At 73.1% G+C, this 15,761-nt stretch carries 16 protein-coding genes; 9 read left to right on the top strand and 7 right to left on the bottom strand.

The window, feature by feature from the left end:
* Positions 1 to 41 precede the first annotated feature (41 nt).
* The 3 genes from lipA to AC1DXT_RS12920 are packed head-to-tail and all read right to left on the bottom strand — an operon-like array spanning position 42 to position 2,246.
* Positions 42 to 1,043, bottom strand: a complete 1,002-nt coding sequence (gene lipA / locus AC1DXT_RS12910; protein ID WP_056090519.1) for a lipoyl synthase — start codon at positions 1,041 to 1,043, stop codon at positions 42 to 44.
* Positions 1,044 to 1,094: 51 nt separating this feature from the next.
* The gene (gene lipB / locus AC1DXT_RS12915; protein ID WP_477061719.1) at positions 1,095 to 1,760 is read right to left on the bottom strand and encodes a lipoyl(octanoyl) transferase LipB; all 666 of its coding nucleotides are present in this window, start codon (positions 1,758 to 1,760) and stop codon (positions 1,095 to 1,097) included.
* A gap of 9 nt (positions 1,761 to 1,769) precedes the next feature.
* On the bottom strand, positions 1,770 to 2,246 hold the full coding sequence (locus tag AC1DXT_RS12920; protein ID WP_477061720.1) for a MarR family winged helix-turn-helix transcriptional regulator: 477 nt from the start codon (positions 2,244 to 2,246) through the stop codon (positions 1,770 to 1,772).
* A 50-nt stretch (positions 2,247 to 2,296) separates the two neighbouring features.
* On the opposite strand from AC1DXT_RS12920, the gene AC1DXT_RS12925 reads away from it, so the two are divergent.
* From AC1DXT_RS12925 to arr, 4 genes are read left to right on the top strand one after another with little or no spacing between them, the layout of a single operon-like run.
* Positions 2,297 to 4,555, top strand: a complete 2,259-nt coding sequence (locus tag AC1DXT_RS12925) for an MMPL family transporter (RefSeq protein ID WP_477061721.1) — start codon at positions 2,297 to 2,299, stop codon at positions 4,553 to 4,555.
* Between the two features lie 5 nt (positions 4,556 to 4,560).
* Complete coding sequence (locus AC1DXT_RS12930) at positions 4,561 to 5,586, top strand: Gfo/Idh/MocA family protein (RefSeq protein WP_477061722.1); 1,026 nt, start codon at positions 4,561 to 4,563, stop codon at positions 5,584 to 5,586.
* Positions 5,587 to 5,637: 51 nt separating this feature from the next.
* Positions 5,638 to 6,927: a protein kinase family protein gene (locus tag AC1DXT_RS12935; protein ID WP_477061723.1), complete on the top strand. Its 1,290-nt coding sequence runs from the start codon at positions 5,638 to 5,640 to the stop codon at positions 6,925 to 6,927.
* A gap of 36 nt (positions 6,928 to 6,963) precedes the next feature.
* Positions 6,964 to 7,386, top strand: a complete 423-nt coding sequence (arr, locus tag AC1DXT_RS12940) for an NAD(+)--rifampin ADP-ribosyltransferase (protein WP_477061724.1) — start codon at positions 6,964 to 6,966, stop codon at positions 7,384 to 7,386.
* Between the two features lie 13 nt (positions 7,387 to 7,399).
* Here arr and AC1DXT_RS12945 read toward each other — a convergent pair whose 3' ends face one another.
* The 3 genes from AC1DXT_RS12945 to lpdA all read right to left on the bottom strand — a co-directional run bounded on the left by AC1DXT_RS12945 (position 7,400) and on the right by lpdA (position 11,616).
* Positions 7,400 to 8,293: a TIGR01777 family oxidoreductase gene (locus tag AC1DXT_RS12945; RefSeq protein WP_477061725.1), complete on the bottom strand. Its 894-nt coding sequence runs from the start codon at positions 8,291 to 8,293 to the stop codon at positions 7,400 to 7,402.
* Between the two features lie 111 nt (positions 8,294 to 8,404).
* A complete protein-coding gene (gene sucB, locus AC1DXT_RS12950; protein ID WP_477061726.1) occupies positions 8,405 to 10,201 on the bottom strand; it encodes a 2-oxoglutarate dehydrogenase, E2 component, dihydrolipoamide succinyltransferase in 1,797 nt (598 codons plus the stop codon).
* Between the two features lie 29 nt (positions 10,202 to 10,230).
* Positions 10,231 to 11,616, bottom strand: a complete 1,386-nt coding sequence (gene lpdA / locus AC1DXT_RS12955) for a dihydrolipoyl dehydrogenase (RefSeq protein WP_477061727.1) — start codon at positions 11,614 to 11,616, stop codon at positions 10,231 to 10,233.
* Between the two features lie 189 nt (positions 11,617 to 11,805).
* Here lpdA and AC1DXT_RS12960 point away from each other — a divergent pair, with 189 nt between their 5' ends.
* A complete protein-coding gene (locus AC1DXT_RS12960; RefSeq protein WP_477061728.1) occupies positions 11,806 to 12,144 on the top strand; it encodes an oxidoreductase in 339 nt (112 codons plus the stop codon).
* Here the strand turns inward: AC1DXT_RS12960 and AC1DXT_RS12965 are convergent.
* Positions 12,141 to 13,625 (bottom strand): leucyl aminopeptidase, encoded by a 1,485-nt coding sequence (locus tag AC1DXT_RS12965; RefSeq protein WP_477061729.1) that lies wholly within the window; start codon positions 13,623 to 13,625, stop codon positions 12,141 to 12,143. The two genes, AC1DXT_RS12960 and AC1DXT_RS12965, sit on opposite strands and share 4 nt — an antisense overlap.
* 58 nt (positions 13,626 to 13,683) lie before the next feature.
* Here AC1DXT_RS12965 and AC1DXT_RS12970 point away from each other — a divergent pair, with 58 nt between their 5' ends.
* From AC1DXT_RS12970 to AC1DXT_RS12985, 4 genes are read left to right on the top strand one after another with little or no spacing between them, the layout of a single operon-like run.
* Positions 13,684 to 14,043 (top strand): hypothetical protein, encoded by a 360-nt coding sequence (locus AC1DXT_RS12970; RefSeq protein WP_477061730.1) that lies wholly within the window; start codon positions 13,684 to 13,686, stop codon positions 14,041 to 14,043.
* Complete coding sequence (locus tag AC1DXT_RS12975) at positions 14,040 to 14,474, top strand: hypothetical protein (RefSeq protein ID WP_056090553.1); 435 nt, start codon at positions 14,040 to 14,042, stop codon at positions 14,472 to 14,474. The genes AC1DXT_RS12970 and AC1DXT_RS12975 overlap by 4 nt, the downstream gene beginning before the upstream one ends.
* Before the next feature lie 5 nt (positions 14,475 to 14,479).
* Complete coding sequence (locus AC1DXT_RS12980; RefSeq protein WP_477061731.1) at positions 14,480 to 15,544, top strand: quinone-dependent dihydroorotate dehydrogenase; 1,065 nt, start codon at positions 14,480 to 14,482, stop codon at positions 15,542 to 15,544.
* The gene (locus AC1DXT_RS12985; RefSeq protein WP_477061732.1) at positions 15,544 to 15,756 is read left to right on the top strand and encodes a hypothetical protein; all 213 of its coding nucleotides are present in this window, start codon (positions 15,544 to 15,546) and stop codon (positions 15,754 to 15,756) included. The genes AC1DXT_RS12980 and AC1DXT_RS12985 overlap by 1 nt, the downstream gene beginning before the upstream one ends.
* Positions 15,757 to 15,761 lie beyond the last annotated feature (5 nt).

Consider the following 15,761-nt stretch of genomic DNA (forward strand, 5'->3'; position numbering starts at 1 on the left):
ACCCGGAGTCTACCGACGGATCGGCACCGTCCTGACGGGTCTCAGCGGGCCAGCAGGCTGGCCGCCTCCTGGCGGGACGTCGTCGGCTCCGACAGGTGCGCGAGAGCCTCCGGGATCGGCCGGCCGTAGCGGCGCATCGCCTGACCCCAGAGGCGGCCGGCGCGGTACGACGAGCGCACCAGCGGGCCGGACATCACGCCGAGGAACCCGAGGCGCTCGGCCTCGGCCGACAGCTCGACGAACTCCTCCGGGCGCACCCAGCGGGACACGGGGTGGTGGCGTACCGACGGGCGCAGGTACTGCGTGATCGTGATGAGGTCGCAGCCGGCCTCGTGCAGCTCGGCGAGGGCCTCGACGACCTCCTCGATGGTCTCGCCCATGCCGAGGATGAGGTTCGACTTGGTGACGAGCCCCTGCTCGTGCGCGCGGGTGATCACCGAGAGCGACCGGTCGTACCGGAAGCCGGGGCGGATCGTCTTGAAGATGCGGGGGACCGTCTCCAGGTTGTGCGCGAGCACCTCGGGCTGCGACGAGAACACCTCGTCGAGCAGCTCCGGGGTCGCGTTGAAGTCGGGGATCAGCAGCTCGACGCCGGTGCCGGGGTTGACCGCGTGGATCTGGCGGACGGTCTCCGCGTAGAGCCAGGCGCCGCCGTCCGGCAGGTCGTCGCGGGCCACGCCGGTCACGGTCGAGTACTTCAGGCCCATGGCCTGCACGGACGCAGCCACACGGCGGGGCTCGTCGGCGTCGAACGCGGCGGGCTTGCCGGTGTCGATCTGGCAGAAGTCGCAGCGCCGGGTGCACTGGTCGCCCCCGATGAGGAACGTGGCCTCGCGGTCTTCCCAGCACTCGAAGATGTTGGGGCAGCCGGCCTCCTCGCACACGGTGTTGAGGCCCTCGCGCTTCACCAGGCCCTTGAGCTCGGTGTACTCGGGGCCCATCGTCGCGCGCGTGCGGATCCACTCCGGCTTGCGCTCGATGGGGGTCTCGGCGTTGCGCGCCTCGATACGGAGCATGCGTCGGCCATCGGCTGCGATCGTCACGCCGGTCAGACTAACCCGCGGTGCGGACGACGGCTGCGGGGGAGTCGCGCGTCACACCGCGGCGGTGGCCGGGCTCGCCTCGAGGATCGGCGTCAGCACGTCGACCAGGTGGCCGCGGACCCGGGGGAGGACCTCGGCGATGGTCACCTGCCGACCGGTCTCGAGGGACAGCGAGGTGACGTCCGCGTCGTCGATCCCGCACGGCACGATGCGGTCGAACGCCGCCAGGTCCGGCTCGCAGTTGAGGGCGAAGCCGTGCATCGTCACGCCGCGGGACACCCGGACGCCGATCGCCGCGACCTTGCGCTCCCGGCGGGTCTCGTCGGCGGCGAACCAGACGCCGCTGCGTCCGTCGACCCGGATCGCCTCGAGGCCCAGGTCCGCGCACGTGCGGATCAGCGCCTCCTCGAGCGCACGGACGTAGCGGACCACGTCGATGGGCGTCGCGAGCTTCACGATGGGATAGCCGACCAGCTGCCCGGGACCGTGCCAGGTGATCCGTCCGCCACGGTCGACATCGACCACCGGGGTGCCGTCGACGGGGCGGTCCCAGGAGGCGGTGCGCTTTCCTGCCGTGTAGACGTCCTCGTGCTCGCACAGGAGCACGGTGTCCTCCCGCGTGCCGTCGGCGACGCCGGCGAGCACCTCCCGCTGGAGCTGCCATGTCGGCTCGTAGGGGAGCAGGCGTGTGCCGAGGTCGAGCTCGTCGAACCGCATCCCGACAGGCTAACCCGACGGCTCGCCCGGCCCGGGGCTCGCGACGACGACGAGCAGGCGGCGCAGCTGCTCGGCCTGCTCCGCCGTGAGCCCGCGGGTGACGAGCGCCTCGGCGAGCTCCCGGTCCGACGCGACCCCGAACGCGGACCTGCCGGCGTCCGTGATGGTGATGACGTGCCGGCGCTTGTCGTCGTCGTGCGGGCTGCGCGTGACGTAGCCGGTGCGTTCCATGCGGGCCAGGACGCGGCTCATCGTCTGCTCGGTGACCCCGCTGGCGGTGGCCAGCTCGCGCTGCGACATCGGCGAGCGCAGGAGGTGGGCCAGGACCGCGAGGCTCGCGTGGCTGAGGTCCCACGTGGACAGGTGAGCGTTCCAGTCGCGCTCGACGCGCCGGGCGGCCGACGACAGGAGGCGGCCGACGGGCCAGTGCGCGGGGTCGGGCGAGGCCGGGTCGATGATGTGCGCCGACCTGCTCTCCTGGTCCACCGTGCGGCCTCCGTTTGCTCATCCGGACAACACCACCGATGATACTCAGCATGCTGAGTAATCGCCGGTCCACCCTCGTCCGCGCTGTGCTCGTCGGCGTCGCCCTCGTGGTCTGGCTCGGTATCGGGTCGGTCGGCGGGATGGCGCAGGGCAAGCTGTCGCAGGTCCAGACGAACGACGCCTCCGCGTTCCTGCCGTCGTCGGCCGAGTCGACCAGGGCCGCCGAGGAGAGCAAGGGCTTCGTCGACACGGAGACACTACCTGCGCTGGTGGTGCTCCGACCTGAGGACGGGAGCGAGGTCACCCCCGACCAGCTCGCCGCCGTGCAGGAGTGGGCCGAGGGGATCCCCGACCTGCCGCTGCCCGAGGGGAACGACGGCACCTGGTCGGAGTACCTGGTGGGCGAGCCGGTCGTCGTCCCGGCCGAGGACGGCGAGGCGCTGCTGGTCGCGATCTCGCTGGACGGCGCGAAGGCGGAGCAGCTGCTCGCCGACGAGGAGAGGGTTGCCGGCTCGTTCGTCGTGGCGCTGCGCGAGTCCCTCGACGAGGAGCTCGAGGCGACCGCCACCACGGCGGGCGAACCTGGCCTCCAGGCCTGGGTCACGGGTCCGGCCGGTTTCGTCGCCGACCTCGTCACCGCGTTCGGAGGCATCGACGGCGTCCTGCTGCTCGTCGCCCTGGGTGCCGTGCTCCTCATCCTCGCCGTCGTCTACCGCTCGCCGTTCCTCCCGTTCGTCGTGATCTTCACCGCCGTGTTCGCACTCTGCCTCGCCGGGCTGGTGGTCTACACCCTGGCCAAGAACGGCACGCTGGTCCTCAACGGCCAGTCCCAGGGCATCCTGTCGATCCTCGTGGTCGGCGCCTCCGTGGACTACGCGTTGCTGCTGGTCGCGCGCTACCGGGAGGAGCTCCACCACGTCGAGCACCCGGCCGCGGCCATGCGCCGTGCCCTGCGCGCGTGCGTCGAGCCCATCGCGGCGAGCGCCGGCACGGTCATCGCCGGTGTGCTCTGCCTCCTGCTGTCGGACCTGGGCTCCAACCGGAGCCTGGGGCCGGTCGCGGCGATCGGCATCGCGTCCGCCCTGCTCGGCGCGCTGACGCTGCTGCCCGCGCTGCTGCTCGTGTTCGGCAAGCGCTCGCGCATCCTGTTCTGGCCGCGCGCGCCCCGCGCCGACGCGCTCGTCGCCGACGGGGACGTCGGCAGTGCTGTGGCCACCGTCGACCCGTCCGCCGGCCCCGGCCTCTGGGCCCGCCTCGCACGCTTCGTCGGACGGCACGCGCGTCCGGTGTGGGTCCTCACGGCTCTCGCCCTGTGCGTCGGTGCGGCGTTCCTGCCCACCCTCAAGGCGTCCGGGACCAGCCAGGTCGACATCTTCCTCACCGACGTCGACGCGGTCTCCGGCGAGGCCGTGCTGGGGGAGCACTTCCCGGCCGGCGCGGTCCAGCCCGCGATCGTCCTCGTCGACGAGGGCGACGTCGAGGCGGTCACGACCGCGGCGGAGGGCGTCGACGGCGTCGAGTCCGTGGTGCCGTACACGGGAGCCCCGGCCGGAGCGGGTGCCCCGACCACGGGTGCGCCGCCGATCGTCGTCGACGGGCGCGTCCGCCTGGACGTCACTACGACGGCGTCCGCCGACACGCAAGCGGCGGTGGCGACGGTCGAGGAGCTGCGGACCGCCGTGCACGAGGCCAGCCCCGACGTCCTGGTCGGTGGCGCCGCCGCCGAGGCGCTCGACACCCAGCTGGCCAGCGAGCGCGACCTGCGGGTGATCGTCCCGGTCGTCCTGCTCGTGATCGGGCTGATCCTCATGTTCCTGCTGCGGTCGGTGGTCGCGGCCGCTCTGCTCCTGGTGGCCAACGTGCTCTCGTTCGCCGCGGCGCTCGGGGTGTCGGCGATCGTCTTCAACCACGTGTTCGGCTTCGCCGGCGCCGACCCGGTGGTCCCGCTGTTCGCGTTCGTGTTCCTGGTGGCGCTGGGGGTCGACTACTCGATCTTCCTCATGACCCGGGTGCGCGAGGAGTCCGTGAAGGTGGGAACGCGGGCGGGCGTGGTCCGCGGCCTGGCCGTGACCGGTGGCGTGATCACGTCGGCCGGTGTGGTGCTGGCCACCACGTTCGCCGCGCTCGGCGTCATCCCGCTGCTGTTCCTGGCGCAGATCGCGTTCATCGTCGCGTTCGGCGTCCTGCTGGACACGCTCGTCGTGCGCAGCCTGCTGGTGCCCGCGCTCGTGCACGACCTCGACCGCCGGACGTGGTGGCCCAGTGCGCTGTCGCGGCGCCCGGCGCAGGGCGGCACCGACCTAGAGTGAGTCGCATGCGGGCGCTGCGGGTCGGGCTGGTCGGGTACGGGGGAGCGGGCCGGGGGATCCACGCCCGGCTGCTGCGGGAGGCGGGCCAGCGCGTGACGGTCGTCGTCACGCGCAGCCGAGCGGAGCAGGTGGCGCAGGACTGGCCCGGTGCGACCGTGGTCCCCGACGTCGACGCCCTGCTGGCGCACGCCGACGACCTCGATCTCGTGGTGATCGCGAGCCCCACGGGCGAGCACGTCGCGCACGTCCGGGCCGCGCTCGACGCGGGGCTGCACGTGCTCGTCGACAAGCCGCTGGCCACGTCGGCGGCCGACGCCGAGCTGCTGGCCGGGCTCGCCGACGGCCGGCTCACCGTCTTCCAGAACCGCCGGTGGGACACCGAGCAGCTCACCCTGCTCGGCCTGCTCGAGCGCGGGGAGCTGGGCACCGTGCACCGGTTCGAGCGGCGCTGGGAGAGGTTCCGGCCCGTGCCGCAGGACCGCTGGAAGGAGAACGACCCCGAGTCGGGCGGTCTGCTGCTCGACCTCGGTGCGCACCTGGTCGACTCCGCGGTGCAGCTGTTCGGGCCGGTCGAGCAGGTCTACGCCGAGCTGCACGCGCGTACGACCCCGGCGGTGGACGACGTGTTCCTCGCTCTCGTGCACGCGCAGAACGGCGTCGTGAGCCACCTGCAGGCTGGTGCCGTGGTGGGCGCACCCGGTCCCCGTACGCGGGTGCTGGGCGACGCCGGGGCGTACCTGGTGACCAGCTTCGAGGGCGAGCCGACGCCGTTCGGGGCGCTCGACGACGCGTACGAGGAGACCCGCCGGCCCGGCGAGCCGGTGCACGAGGGCTGGTTCGTGCGCGGCGCCGAGCGGCGGCCCGTGCCGCGCGCGGCCGGTGGCCACGTCGACCTCTACCGCGAGGTCGTGCGGTGGGTGGTCGGCGGTGGGCCGCCTCCCGTCGATCCGGCCGACGCGGCACGGACGGCGCGCGTGCTGGACGCCGCGATGGTCTCGGCCGCCGAGCACAGGGTCGTCCGACTGCCCTGAGCTGTGGATGACCGACGACGCACCGGTGCCGACAGGTCTTGGATGGCGCGCATGGACAGCCTGCTCGTGCCGAGCGACGTGGAGAGCGCCCTCGCTCACGCCGGCTTCCGGGCCGTCGAGGTCACCGGAGAGGGGTGCGTGGCCGCGGCGCTGGACGACGCGGACCGACTGATCGAGCTCCACGTCGTTCCCGGGTTCGTGGACGCGCCTCTCGCGGAGCGCGCGGCGCGCCTGCGCGAGGTACGGCACGAGCACCTCCCGCAGGTGCTGGAGGTGCTCGACCTGTCCCCGGGGCGGCTGGGGCTGGTGGTCGAGCACGTCCCGGGACTCTCGCTCGCGCAGATACGCGCCGCACGCGCGCCGCTGACCGACGGCGAGGCCGCGACGGTCACGATCCCGCTGGCCGGTGCCATCGAGGCGCTGCGGGTCGCCGGGCTCGCGCACGGGTCGGTGAGCGAGTCGACGGTGGTGGTGCGACCCGACGGCCGACCGGTGCTCACGGACCTCCGGGGTGCTCTCGCCGGAGCCGACGACACCGAGGCGGACCTGCGCGGACTGGTGACCACGGTGCTCGCGCAGATGCCCGGCGCGGACGTGGATCTGGTCACCGGCGTCGCAGGCGAGCTGACGATGCGGGACGTGTTCACCGACGTGCTGACCCTCCCGGGTCTCTCCGCCGACCAGGTGGTGGTCGGGTGCTACCGCGCCACCGAGCCGACACCGGTCCGGCTCCCCGACGCCGGGCAGCTCGCGTCGTCGGCACTGTCGGCCGGCGCGCGCGAGGGTGACCATGCCCGACGCCACGCCGGCACGCGTCGCGACGGACGGACGCGACGCCGGCCGCGGGCGCTGCGCCTGGCCGCGGTGACCGTGGCCGCCGCGATCGTGGTGGGCGCGGGAGTCGTCGGCTGGCGCGTGGTCGCCGCGGACGCCCCTGCGGCGGCTGCGGCGCCTCACGAGACGAACGATCCGGTGGGGGCCGCCGTCGCGCTCAGTCGGCTGCGGGCGGAGATCGTCGCGGCCGGGGACCCTGCGGAGCTGGATGCCGTCGAGGTGGTCGACGGTCCCGCGTTCCGAGCCGACTCGCTGCTGCTTCCGGGTCTTCACGGCGCGCGGCTGGACGGTCTCACGGTCGACGTGCAGGACGCGTGGCTGGTCGCGGACGACGGCAGCCGGGGGACGACGGACGTGGCCGTGACTGCCTCGACGTCCGCGTACGACCGGGTCCCGGCCGACGGTGGCGCCGCCACGCAGGTGGCCGCGTCGACGGCCCGGACCGTCGTCCTGGGACTGCGGTGGACCCCGCACGGCTGGCGCGTCTGGGACGTCCGGCAACCGTGAGCGGTGTTCACTGGGACGACGCGTGAGGGGGTCCGCATGGAGGACGAGACGTCGGAGGTCCAGGACGCCGGGCCGTTCTACCACGGGACGAAGGCGGACCTGCAGGTGGGGGACCTGCTCGAAGCCGGTCGCGGCTCCAACTACGGCGCGCGGGTCACGGCGAGCTTCGTCTACCTGACCGCCACGCTGGACGCGGCGACCTGGGGCGCGGAGCTGGCGGTGGGCGAGGGCTGGGGCCGGATCTACGTGGTGGAGCCGACCGGTGCTCTCGAGAACGACCCGAACCTCACGGACAAGCGATTTCCGGGCAACCCGACGAGGTCGTACCGCACGCGGCACCCGCTGCGGGTCGTCGGGGAGATCGCGGACTGGGAGGGGCACCGACCTGAGGTCCTCCAGGAGATGCGGGACCACCTCGCCCGGCTCGAGCAGCAGGGCATCGAGGCCATCAACGACTGAGGCGGTGACGGCGTCAGTCGCGCTGCGCAACCCAGTCGGCGGCAGCCCGGAGGTCGGAGTGCGTGGGCTGGAAGCCGGTGGCGTCGAGGACGGCCGGGATCGCGCGGATGGAGCCCAGCACCTCGGACGAGAAGTCGCCGAGCAGCAGGCGCAGGGCGAACGCCGGCACGGGGATGATGGCCGGCCGGTGCATCGCCGAGGCCAGCGCGGAGACGACGTCGGCGTTGCGCGCAGGCTTGGTCACCAGGTTGACGGGGCCGTGCACGGGGGCGGTCAGCAGGTGCTCGATGGCGCGGACCTGGTCGAGCAGCGTGATCCAGGGCCAGAACTGCTTCCCCGAGCCGAGTCGGCCCCCGAGCCCCGCCTTGATCAGCGGCAGCAGCGGTCCGAGGGCGCCGCCGCCCTGCCCGAGCACGATGCCGGTCCGCAGGTGCGCCACCCGGACGTCGGCGTCCTGGGCCGGTGCGGTCGCGGACTCCCACTGCCGCACCACGTTCGCGAAGAACGTGCTTCCGAGCGGCTCGTCCTCGTCGAGCAGGTCCTCGCCGCGCGAGCCGTACGCGCCGATCCCCGAGGCCTGGAGCATGACCTGCGGGCCGCCGCCGTCGAGCCCGGCGAGCGTCCGGGCGAGGAGCCCCGTGGTCCGCAGCCGTGAGGACAGCACGGCCCTCTTGCGCGACGTGGTCAGCGGCCACCTGCCCGGGTTGACGCCGGCGAGGTTGATGACCGCGTCGGCGTCCGCGAGCGACGTGGGGTCGAGTCGACCGGCGTCGGGGTCCCACGCGATCTCCGACGGGCGCGCGGCCGCGCCTCGCACGAGCGTGCGGACGGTGTGGCCACCGCTGCGGAGGTGGGGGACGAGGGCGCTTCCGATGAAGCCGTGCGACCCGGCGATGACGACCTGCATGGCGCTCACCCTAAGGTCGCCCGGTCTTCCCGGCCCGGCGGGAGCGCACGCACGACGGCCCGGTCCCCTGTGCGGGGCCCGGGCCGTCGTGGTGCGTCAGGTGCTAGCGCGTCAGAGTCCGACCTCGGACTCGAATGCGCCCTCCTCGATGCGGTTCTTCACCGCGGTGAGGTAGCGCGACGCGTCGGCGCCGTCGACCAGGCGGTGGTCGTACGACAGCGACAGGTAGCACATCGACCGGATCGCGATGACCTCGGCGCCGTCCGCGTCCTGGATCACCACGGGGCGCTTGACGATCGCGCCCGTACCGAGGATCGCCGACGTGCCGCCGGGAACGATCGGCGTGTCGATGATCGCGCCGCCGGAGCCCGTGTTCGTCACGGTGAACGTGGCGCCGCTGAGCTCGTCGGGCGTGACCTTGTTCTGGCGCGTGCGTCCGGCCAGGTCCACGATCTTGCGCGAGATCCCCGCGAGGTTGAGGTCTCCCGCGTCGCGGATCACCGGGACGAGCAAGCCCTTCTCGGTGTCGACCGCGATGCCGACGTTCTCCTGGGCGTGGTAAGTGATCTGGTTGCCCTCGAGCACGCCGTTGATCTTCGGGAAGGCCTTGAGGCCCTCGATCGCGGCCAGGACGAAGAACGGCAGGAACGTGAGGTTGACGCCCTCGCGTGCCTTGAAGTCCTCCTTCGCCTTGGCGCGCAGCCTGGCGACCCGGGTCACGTCCACCTCGACCACGGTGGTCAGCTGCGCCTGCGAGTGCAGGGCGTCGACCATCCGCTCGGCGATGATCTGGCGCAGCCGGCTGGCCTTCTCGGTGGTGCCCCGCAGCGGGGACACGGCCGGGACCGACGCGGCCTTCGGGGCCGGAGCCGCGGCCGCCGGTGCGGCGGCAGCGGGCTGAGCCTTCGCGGCCTCGGCGGCGGCCTTCTCGGCCTCTGCCTTGGCGGCGGCGTCGAGCACGTCCTCCTTGCGGATGCGACCGCCGACGCCGGTGCCGACGAGAGACGCGACGTCCACGCCCTTGTCGGCCGCGAGCTTGCGGACGAGCGGGGTCAGGTAGGTGCCGGACACCGCCGCGGCCGCGGGCGCAGCGGCAGGGGTGGCGGGGACCGGGGCTGGGGTGGGGGTCGCCGGGACCGGGGCGGGGGCCGCCGCGGGGGCGGCCTCCTGCTCGGCTGCGGGCTCCGGAGCGGCCTGCGGCTCTGGAGCCTTCTCGGGCTCGGGTGCCTTCTCGGCGGGCGCGGGCGTCGAGGCAGCAGCGCCGGAGCCGATGACGGCGAGCACGGCGCCGACCTCGACGGTCTCGTCCTCCTGGACCAGGATCTGCTGGAGCGTGCCGGCGAAGGGCGACGGGATCTCGGTGTCGACCTTGTCGGTGGAGATCTCGAGCAGCGGCTCGTCGACCGCGACCTCGTCGCCGACGGCCTTGAGCCAGCGTGTGACGGTGCCCTCGGTGACGGACTCGCCCAGTGCGGGCAGGGTGACGTTCTCGCCGGCAGCGCCCTCGGCGGAGGCGGCTGCAGGCGCGGCGGCCGGCTCCTCGTGCTCCTCCACCGGCTGCTCCGCAGGAGCGGCCTCGGCGGCGGGCTCCTCCGCCGGTGCCTGCTCGGCGGCGGGCTCCTCGGCGGCGGGCTGCTCGGCCGGGGCGGACTCCTGCGTCGAGGCACCCTCGCCGGAGCCGATGACGGCCAGCGTGGCGCCGACCTCGACGGTCTCGTCCTCCTGGACCAGGATCTGCTCCAGCACGCCGGCGAACGGCGACGGGATCTCGGTGTCGACCTTGTCGGTGGAGATCTCGAGCAGCGGCTCGTCGACCTCCACCGTGTCGCCCACGTTCTTCAGCCAGCGGGTGACGGTCCCCTCGGTGACGGACTCACCGAGTGCGGGCAGCTGCACGTTGTCGGACATGACCGCTCGTGTCTCCTTCGATCCGTAGGTCAGTTGTGGGCGTGCAGCGGCTTGCCGGCGAGCGCGAGGTGCGCCTCCCCGAGGGCCTCGTTCTGCGTGGGGTGGGCGTGCACGAGGGAGGCGACGTCCTCGGGATAGGCCTCCCAGTTCACGATGAGCTGGCCCTCGCCGATGAGCTCGCCGACGCGAGCGCCGATCATGTGCACGCCGACGACGGGACCGTCCTTCTGGCGGACGAGCTTGATGAAGCCCTGCGTGCCGAGGATCTGGCTCTTGCCGTTGCCGCCCAGGTTGTACTCGAGCGTCTCCACCGCGTCCGCACCGTGGACCTCCTTGGCGCGCGCCTCCGTGAGGCCCACCGAGGCGACCTCGGGATCGGAGTACGTCACGCGCGGGATGCCCGACTCGACGATGGCGGCGGGCTTGAGGCCCGCGATCTCCTCGGCGACGAAGATGCCCTGCGCGAACCCGCGGTGCGCGAGCTGCAGGCCGGGGACGATGTCGCCGACCGCGTAGACGTTTCCGACGCCGGTGTGCAGGCGCTCGTCGGTGATGACGAAGCCGCGGTCGAGGGTGATGCCCTGCTCCTCGAAGCCGACGCCGGAGGTGCGCGGTCCGCGGCCGACGGCGACCAGCAGGAGGTCGGCGTCGAACGTCTTGCCGTCCTCGAGCGAGACGTGCACGCCGTTGTCGTCCTGCGTCACGCCGGAGAACCGGACGCCCACGTTGAAGTTGATCCCGCGCTTGCGGAACGCGCGCTCGAACGCCTTGGACAGCGCCTCGTCCTCGTTGGGGACCAGGTGGGGGAGCGCCTCGATGATCGTGACGTCCGCGCCGAAGGACTTCCAGACGCTGGCGAACTCCGAGCCGATGACGCCGCCGCCGAGGATGATCGCCGACTTCGGCACCCAGTCCAGCTGCAGGGCCTGGTCGGAGGTGATGACGCGGCCGCCGATCTCCAGACCGGGCAGCGAGCGGGCGTAGGAGCCGGTGGCGATGATGACGTGCCCGCCGGTGATGCGCTCGCCGTTGACCTCGACCGTGTCGGGGCCGACCAGCTTGCCGAAGCCCTCGAACACGGTGATCTTGCGGGACTTGATGAGCCCCTGCAGGCCCTTGTAGAGCCGGCCGATGACGGTGGACTTGTACTCGTTCACCCCGGCCATGTCGATCCGGTCGAGCGTGGTGTGCACCCCGAAGTGCGCACCGTCGCGGGCGTTGTCCGCCAGCTCGGCTGCGTGCAGCAGCGCCTTGGTCGGGATGCAGCCGTAGTGGAGGCAGGTGCCGCCCACCTTGTCGGCCTCGACCAGGGCGACAGACTTCCCCAGCTGTGCGGCGCGCAGCGCAGCGGCGTAGCCGCCACTGCCTCCGCCCAGGACGACGATGTCGAAAGCGGTGCCGTTCGTGTCGGCCACGTGCAGACTCCTCATACGCAGACTTGGTGGTCTCGAGCTTGCCGACCATCCTGTCATCCCTGCACGCAGGGAACGACCTGGACGACGCGCACGACCATGTGACACTCCGAACAGTCGTCCCATGACTGATGTTCCGTCCGGCGCGAACACCCCCCGGTTCGACAGGCTCGCAGGCTACCCTCGTGCGCCATGGGCCTGTTCTCGCGCCGCAAGCCGGCCGCCACCGACGCGCCGACGGATCGGGACGCGCGCGCCGCGACCGTGGCGCACCTGCGCGACTTCGTCGCCACGCGCGTCGGCGTCGAGGCCTACGTGGAGCCGCAGACCCACGACACCCCGACGACGATGATGCTCGTCGCGACCGACGGCGAGTGGACGCGGCGCCGGGTGCCGGACCCGAAGACGGCGTGGCAGCTGGCGCGCGACCTGGGCATCCCCGTCTACGACGTCCAGCGGACCGGCTACCCGCAGCGGTTCCGGGACTGGAATTCGCGGCAGCGGCTCGCGCACAAGCGCAAGCACGCCTAGACCGCCGGGGCGCGTCCCTCCAGCAGGGCCAGCAGCGTCCGGACGCCGACGCCGGTGCCGCCCACGGGGGTGTACCCGTGCGCCGACCGCTCGTTGTACGCCGGTCCCGCGATGTCGAGGTGCGCCCACGGCGTCGTCCCGACGAACTCCTGCAGGAAGATCCCGGCCGTGAGCATGCCGCCGAAGCGGTCGCTGATGTTCGCGATGTCCGCGACCTTCGACTTCAGGCCGGCGCGCAGGTCGGCGGGCAGCGGCATCGGCCAGAACTGCTCGCCGCTGGCCTGCGCCGCCGCGACGACCTCGCCGCGGACGTCGTCGGTGCCCATCACGGCGGACACGCGGTGGCCGAGGGCGATCAGCTGCGCACCGGTCAGGGTCGCGATGTCGATGACGACGTCGGGCTTCTCCTCGACGGCGGCCACGAGACCGTCGGCCATCACGAGGCGTCCCTCGGCGTCGGTGTTGAGCACCTCGACGGTCTTGCCTCCGCGGATGGTCAGCACGTCGGACGGGCGCTGGGCGGTGCCGGACGGCATGTTCTCCGCGAGGCACAGCCAGCCCGTGACCGCGACGGGCAGCTCGAGGCGGGCGGCTGCGATGACCGTGTGCAGCACCGCGGCCGCGCCGGCCATGTCGGACTTCATGGCCTCCATGCCGGCGGCGGGCTTGATCGAGATGCCGCCGGAGTCGAACGTGATGCCCTTGCCGACGAGAGCGACCTTCACCTTCGGACGCGACGGCGAGTAGGCCACCTTGACCAGGCGGGGACCGCGGACCGAGCCCTGACCGACCCCGATGAGGCCGCCGTAGCCCCCGGCGGCGAGCGCCTTGTCGTCGAGCACGGTGATCTTCAGGCCCTTGGCGCCCGAGTCCTTGGCAGACGTCTTCGCAGCCTCGGCGAACGCGGCCGGGTACAGGTCGTTCGGGGCGGCGTTCACCAGGTCGCGGGTGCCGTGGACGGCGGCCGCGATCACCTCGGCGCGGGCGACGGCGGCGACGGCCGCGCGGTCACGGGGGTGCGCGGTGACGATCTGGATCGCGGCGACGGGCGCCTGCTTGGCCGCCTCCGACGCGCGGTAGCGGGTGAAGGAGTAGGCGCCCAGCAGGGCGCCCTCGGCGACGGCCGCGACGGACGCGACGTCGTCGGCGGGGAGGGCGAGCGCCACGCGGGCGGTGCCGGCGAGCTCGCGCGTCGCGGCACCGGCCGCGCGGCGGAGCACCTCGGGGGTGACCTTGTCGGCGGGGCCGACACCGGTGAGGACGAGGACCGTGGCGGCCAGGCCGGTGCCGGGCAGGCGGCGGACCTCGTCGGCCACACCGGTGATCCCGAGGGCGGCGGCGTCGGCCAGCTGGGCGCGCAGCTCCTTGGGGAGGCGCTCGGCGCCCAGGACGGCGGCAGCGCCGTCCTGCTGGGCGACCGCGACGACCAGGGCGTCGACGGCGAGGCGGGCAGGGTCCTGGGAGGTCAGCGAGACGGTCACGGCTCGATGATAGGTCGGTGCACGGACCTCTCGTGCGGCGCCGGTACGGTGGGGCACCGTGATCGTCCCCCTCGCACTGCTCGTCGTCGCCCTGTGCCTGGCGCTCGGCGGTTGGGCCCTCTGGTTCGTCGTCCGGGACCGGGCAGTCGTCCTGCGTCAGCTGTGGGGCGCCGCTGTCGTCGAGGGCGTGCTCGTGCTCCAGGCCGCGATCGCGGGCGTCCTCGCCGCCACCGGGTCGCCGGACGTGGACGGTGTCCTGCTGTGGGGCTACGTGCTCACCCAGCTGCTCGTCCTGCCGATCGCGGCCGCCTGGGCGTTCGCCGAGCGCACGCGGTGGAGCTCGGTCGTCCTTCTCGTCGCGGCGCTGACCGTGGCCTTCCTCGAGTACCGACTGCTCCAGATCTGGGGGACCGTGTGACCGACCGAACGGCTCGCTCGCGCCGGACGGGCAGCGGCCCCGGCCGGCTGCTCGTCGCGGTGTACGGGATCCTCGCGCTCGCCGCGACGGCCCGCGGCATCTACCAGGTGGCCACCAAGCTCGACGAGGCGCCGGTCGCGTACCTCCTGTCGCTCGGCGCCGGGCTGGTGTACGTCGTCGCGACGATCGCGCTGGCCACCGACCGGCGCACGCTCGCGTGGTGGGCGGTCTCGATCGAGATGGTCGGCGTCCTGACGGTCGGCGTGCTCTCGCTCGTGGACGTCGGCGACTTCCCCGACGAGACCGTCTGGTCGGCGTTCGGTCAGGGCTACGGCTACGTTCCCCTGCTCCTGCCGTTCCTCGGGCTCCTCTGGCTGTGGCGCACCGGGCGGACGGCCGACGTGCCGGCTGCGTCTGACGACCTAGGGTGAGAAACGTGTACCGCCTGCTGTTCGACCTCGTCTTCCGGCGCATGGACCCCGAGCGCGCCCACGAGGTCGCGTTCCGGCTGATCCGCGTGGTGGCACAGGTCCCGCTGCTGCGTGACGTCGTGCGTCGCGCGTTCCGGGCCTCCGACCGCGGGTCCGTGGAGGTGTGGGGCCGCCGGTTCCCCTCCCGGTTCGGGCTGGCCGCCGGCTTCGACAAGAACGCGGTCGGCGTGGCCGGGCTGGTCATGCTCGGCTTCGGGTTCGTCGAGGTGGGCACCGTCACCGCGCAGGCGCAGCCCGGCAACGAGCCGCCGCGGCTCTGGCGCGTGCTCGACCAGCGGGCTCTGCGCAACCGGATGGGTTTCAACAACGAGGGGTCCGCGGCCGTGGCGGCCCGGCTCCGTCGCCTGCGGGCGACCCCGGCGGGCCGGCGGCTGGTGGTCGGCGTGAACATCGGCAAGACCAAGACCACGCCCGCCGAGCACGCGGCCGCGGACTACGCGACCAGCGCCGGACGGCTCGCCCTGTACGCGGACTACCTGGTGGTCAACGTGTCCTCGCCGAACACCCCAGGACTGCGGGACCTGCAGTCGGTGGAGGCGCTGCGCCCCATCCTCGAGGCCACCCGCGTGGCCGCCGACGAGGCGACGGCCGCCGGGGGGCTCGCGCCCGTGCCGCTGCTGGTGAAGATCGCCCCCGACCTGTCCGACGACGACGTCGACGCGGTGGCCGAGCTCGCCGCCGAGCTGGGCCTGGACGGGATCGTCGCGGTCAACACGACCATCGGTCACGAGCTCGGACCCGGTGGCCTGTCCGGTCCTCCGGTGCTGGCCCGTGGGCTCGACGTGGTCGCCCGCCTGCGCAGCCGCCTCGGTCCCGACGCCGTGATCATCGGCGTCGGCGGCATCACGACCCCCGCCGACGCGCGCGAGTACCTGGCGGTCGGCGCGACCCTCGTGCAGGGCTACACGGGCCTCATCTACGAGGGGCCGGCGTACGCGACCCGGATCGCCCGCGCGCTCGCGGCGGACGAGGCGCTCCGCGTTCCTGCGCGTCGGAAGGCGGTCGCCTGATGGTCCTGCGGCCGCAGTGGGAGTGGCGCTTCGACGGCGCTGACGGCTCGGTGCTCGACCGGCCCGTGAGCCCGGTGTTCACCACCCAGTACGACGCCGAGCAGTGGATCGGCGAGCACTGGCGCACGCTGGCCGCCCAGGGTGTCCAGGCCGTGCACCTGCTGCACGAGGGCAGCCAGGCGACCCCGACGATCACGCTCCCGCTGATCTGACCTCG

This window comes from Cellulomonas sp. P1_G12_2 (assembly GCF_056405535.1).

Bases quoted from the DNA above. Each gene is read 5' to 3' on its own strand.
- AC1DXT_RS12985 (WP_477061732.1), top strand. From the start codon at position 15,544: ATGGTCCTGCGGCCGCAGTGGGAGTGGCGCTTCGACGGCGCTGACGGC.
- AC1DXT_RS12945 (WP_477061725.1), bottom strand. From the start codon at position 8,293: ATGCAGGTCGTCATCGCCGGGTCGCACGGCTTCATCGGAAGCGCCCTC.
- AC1DXT_RS12930 (WP_477061722.1), top strand. From the start codon at position 4,561: ATGCGGGCGCTGCGGGTCGGGCTGGTCGGGTACGGGGGAGCGGGCCGG.
- sucB (WP_477061726.1), bottom strand. From the start codon at position 10,201: ATGTCCGACAACGTGCAGCTGCCCGCACTCGGTGAGTCCGTCACCGAG.
- AC1DXT_RS12925 (WP_477061721.1), top strand. From the start codon at position 2,297: ATGCTGAGTAATCGCCGGTCCACCCTCGTCCGCGCTGTGCTCGTCGGC.
- lipB (WP_477061719.1), bottom strand. From the start codon at position 1,760: ATGCGGTTCGACGAGCTCGACCTCGGCACACGCCTGCTCCCCTACGAG.
- arr (WP_477061724.1), top strand. From the start codon at position 6,964: ATGGAGGACGAGACGTCGGAGGTCCAGGACGCCGGGCCGTTCTACCAC.
- AC1DXT_RS12935 (WP_477061723.1), top strand. From the start codon at position 5,638: ATGGACAGCCTGCTCGTGCCGAGCGACGTGGAGAGCGCCCTCGCTCAC.
- AC1DXT_RS12960 (WP_477061728.1), top strand. From the start codon at position 11,806: ATGGGCCTGTTCTCGCGCCGCAAGCCGGCCGCCACCGACGCGCCGACG.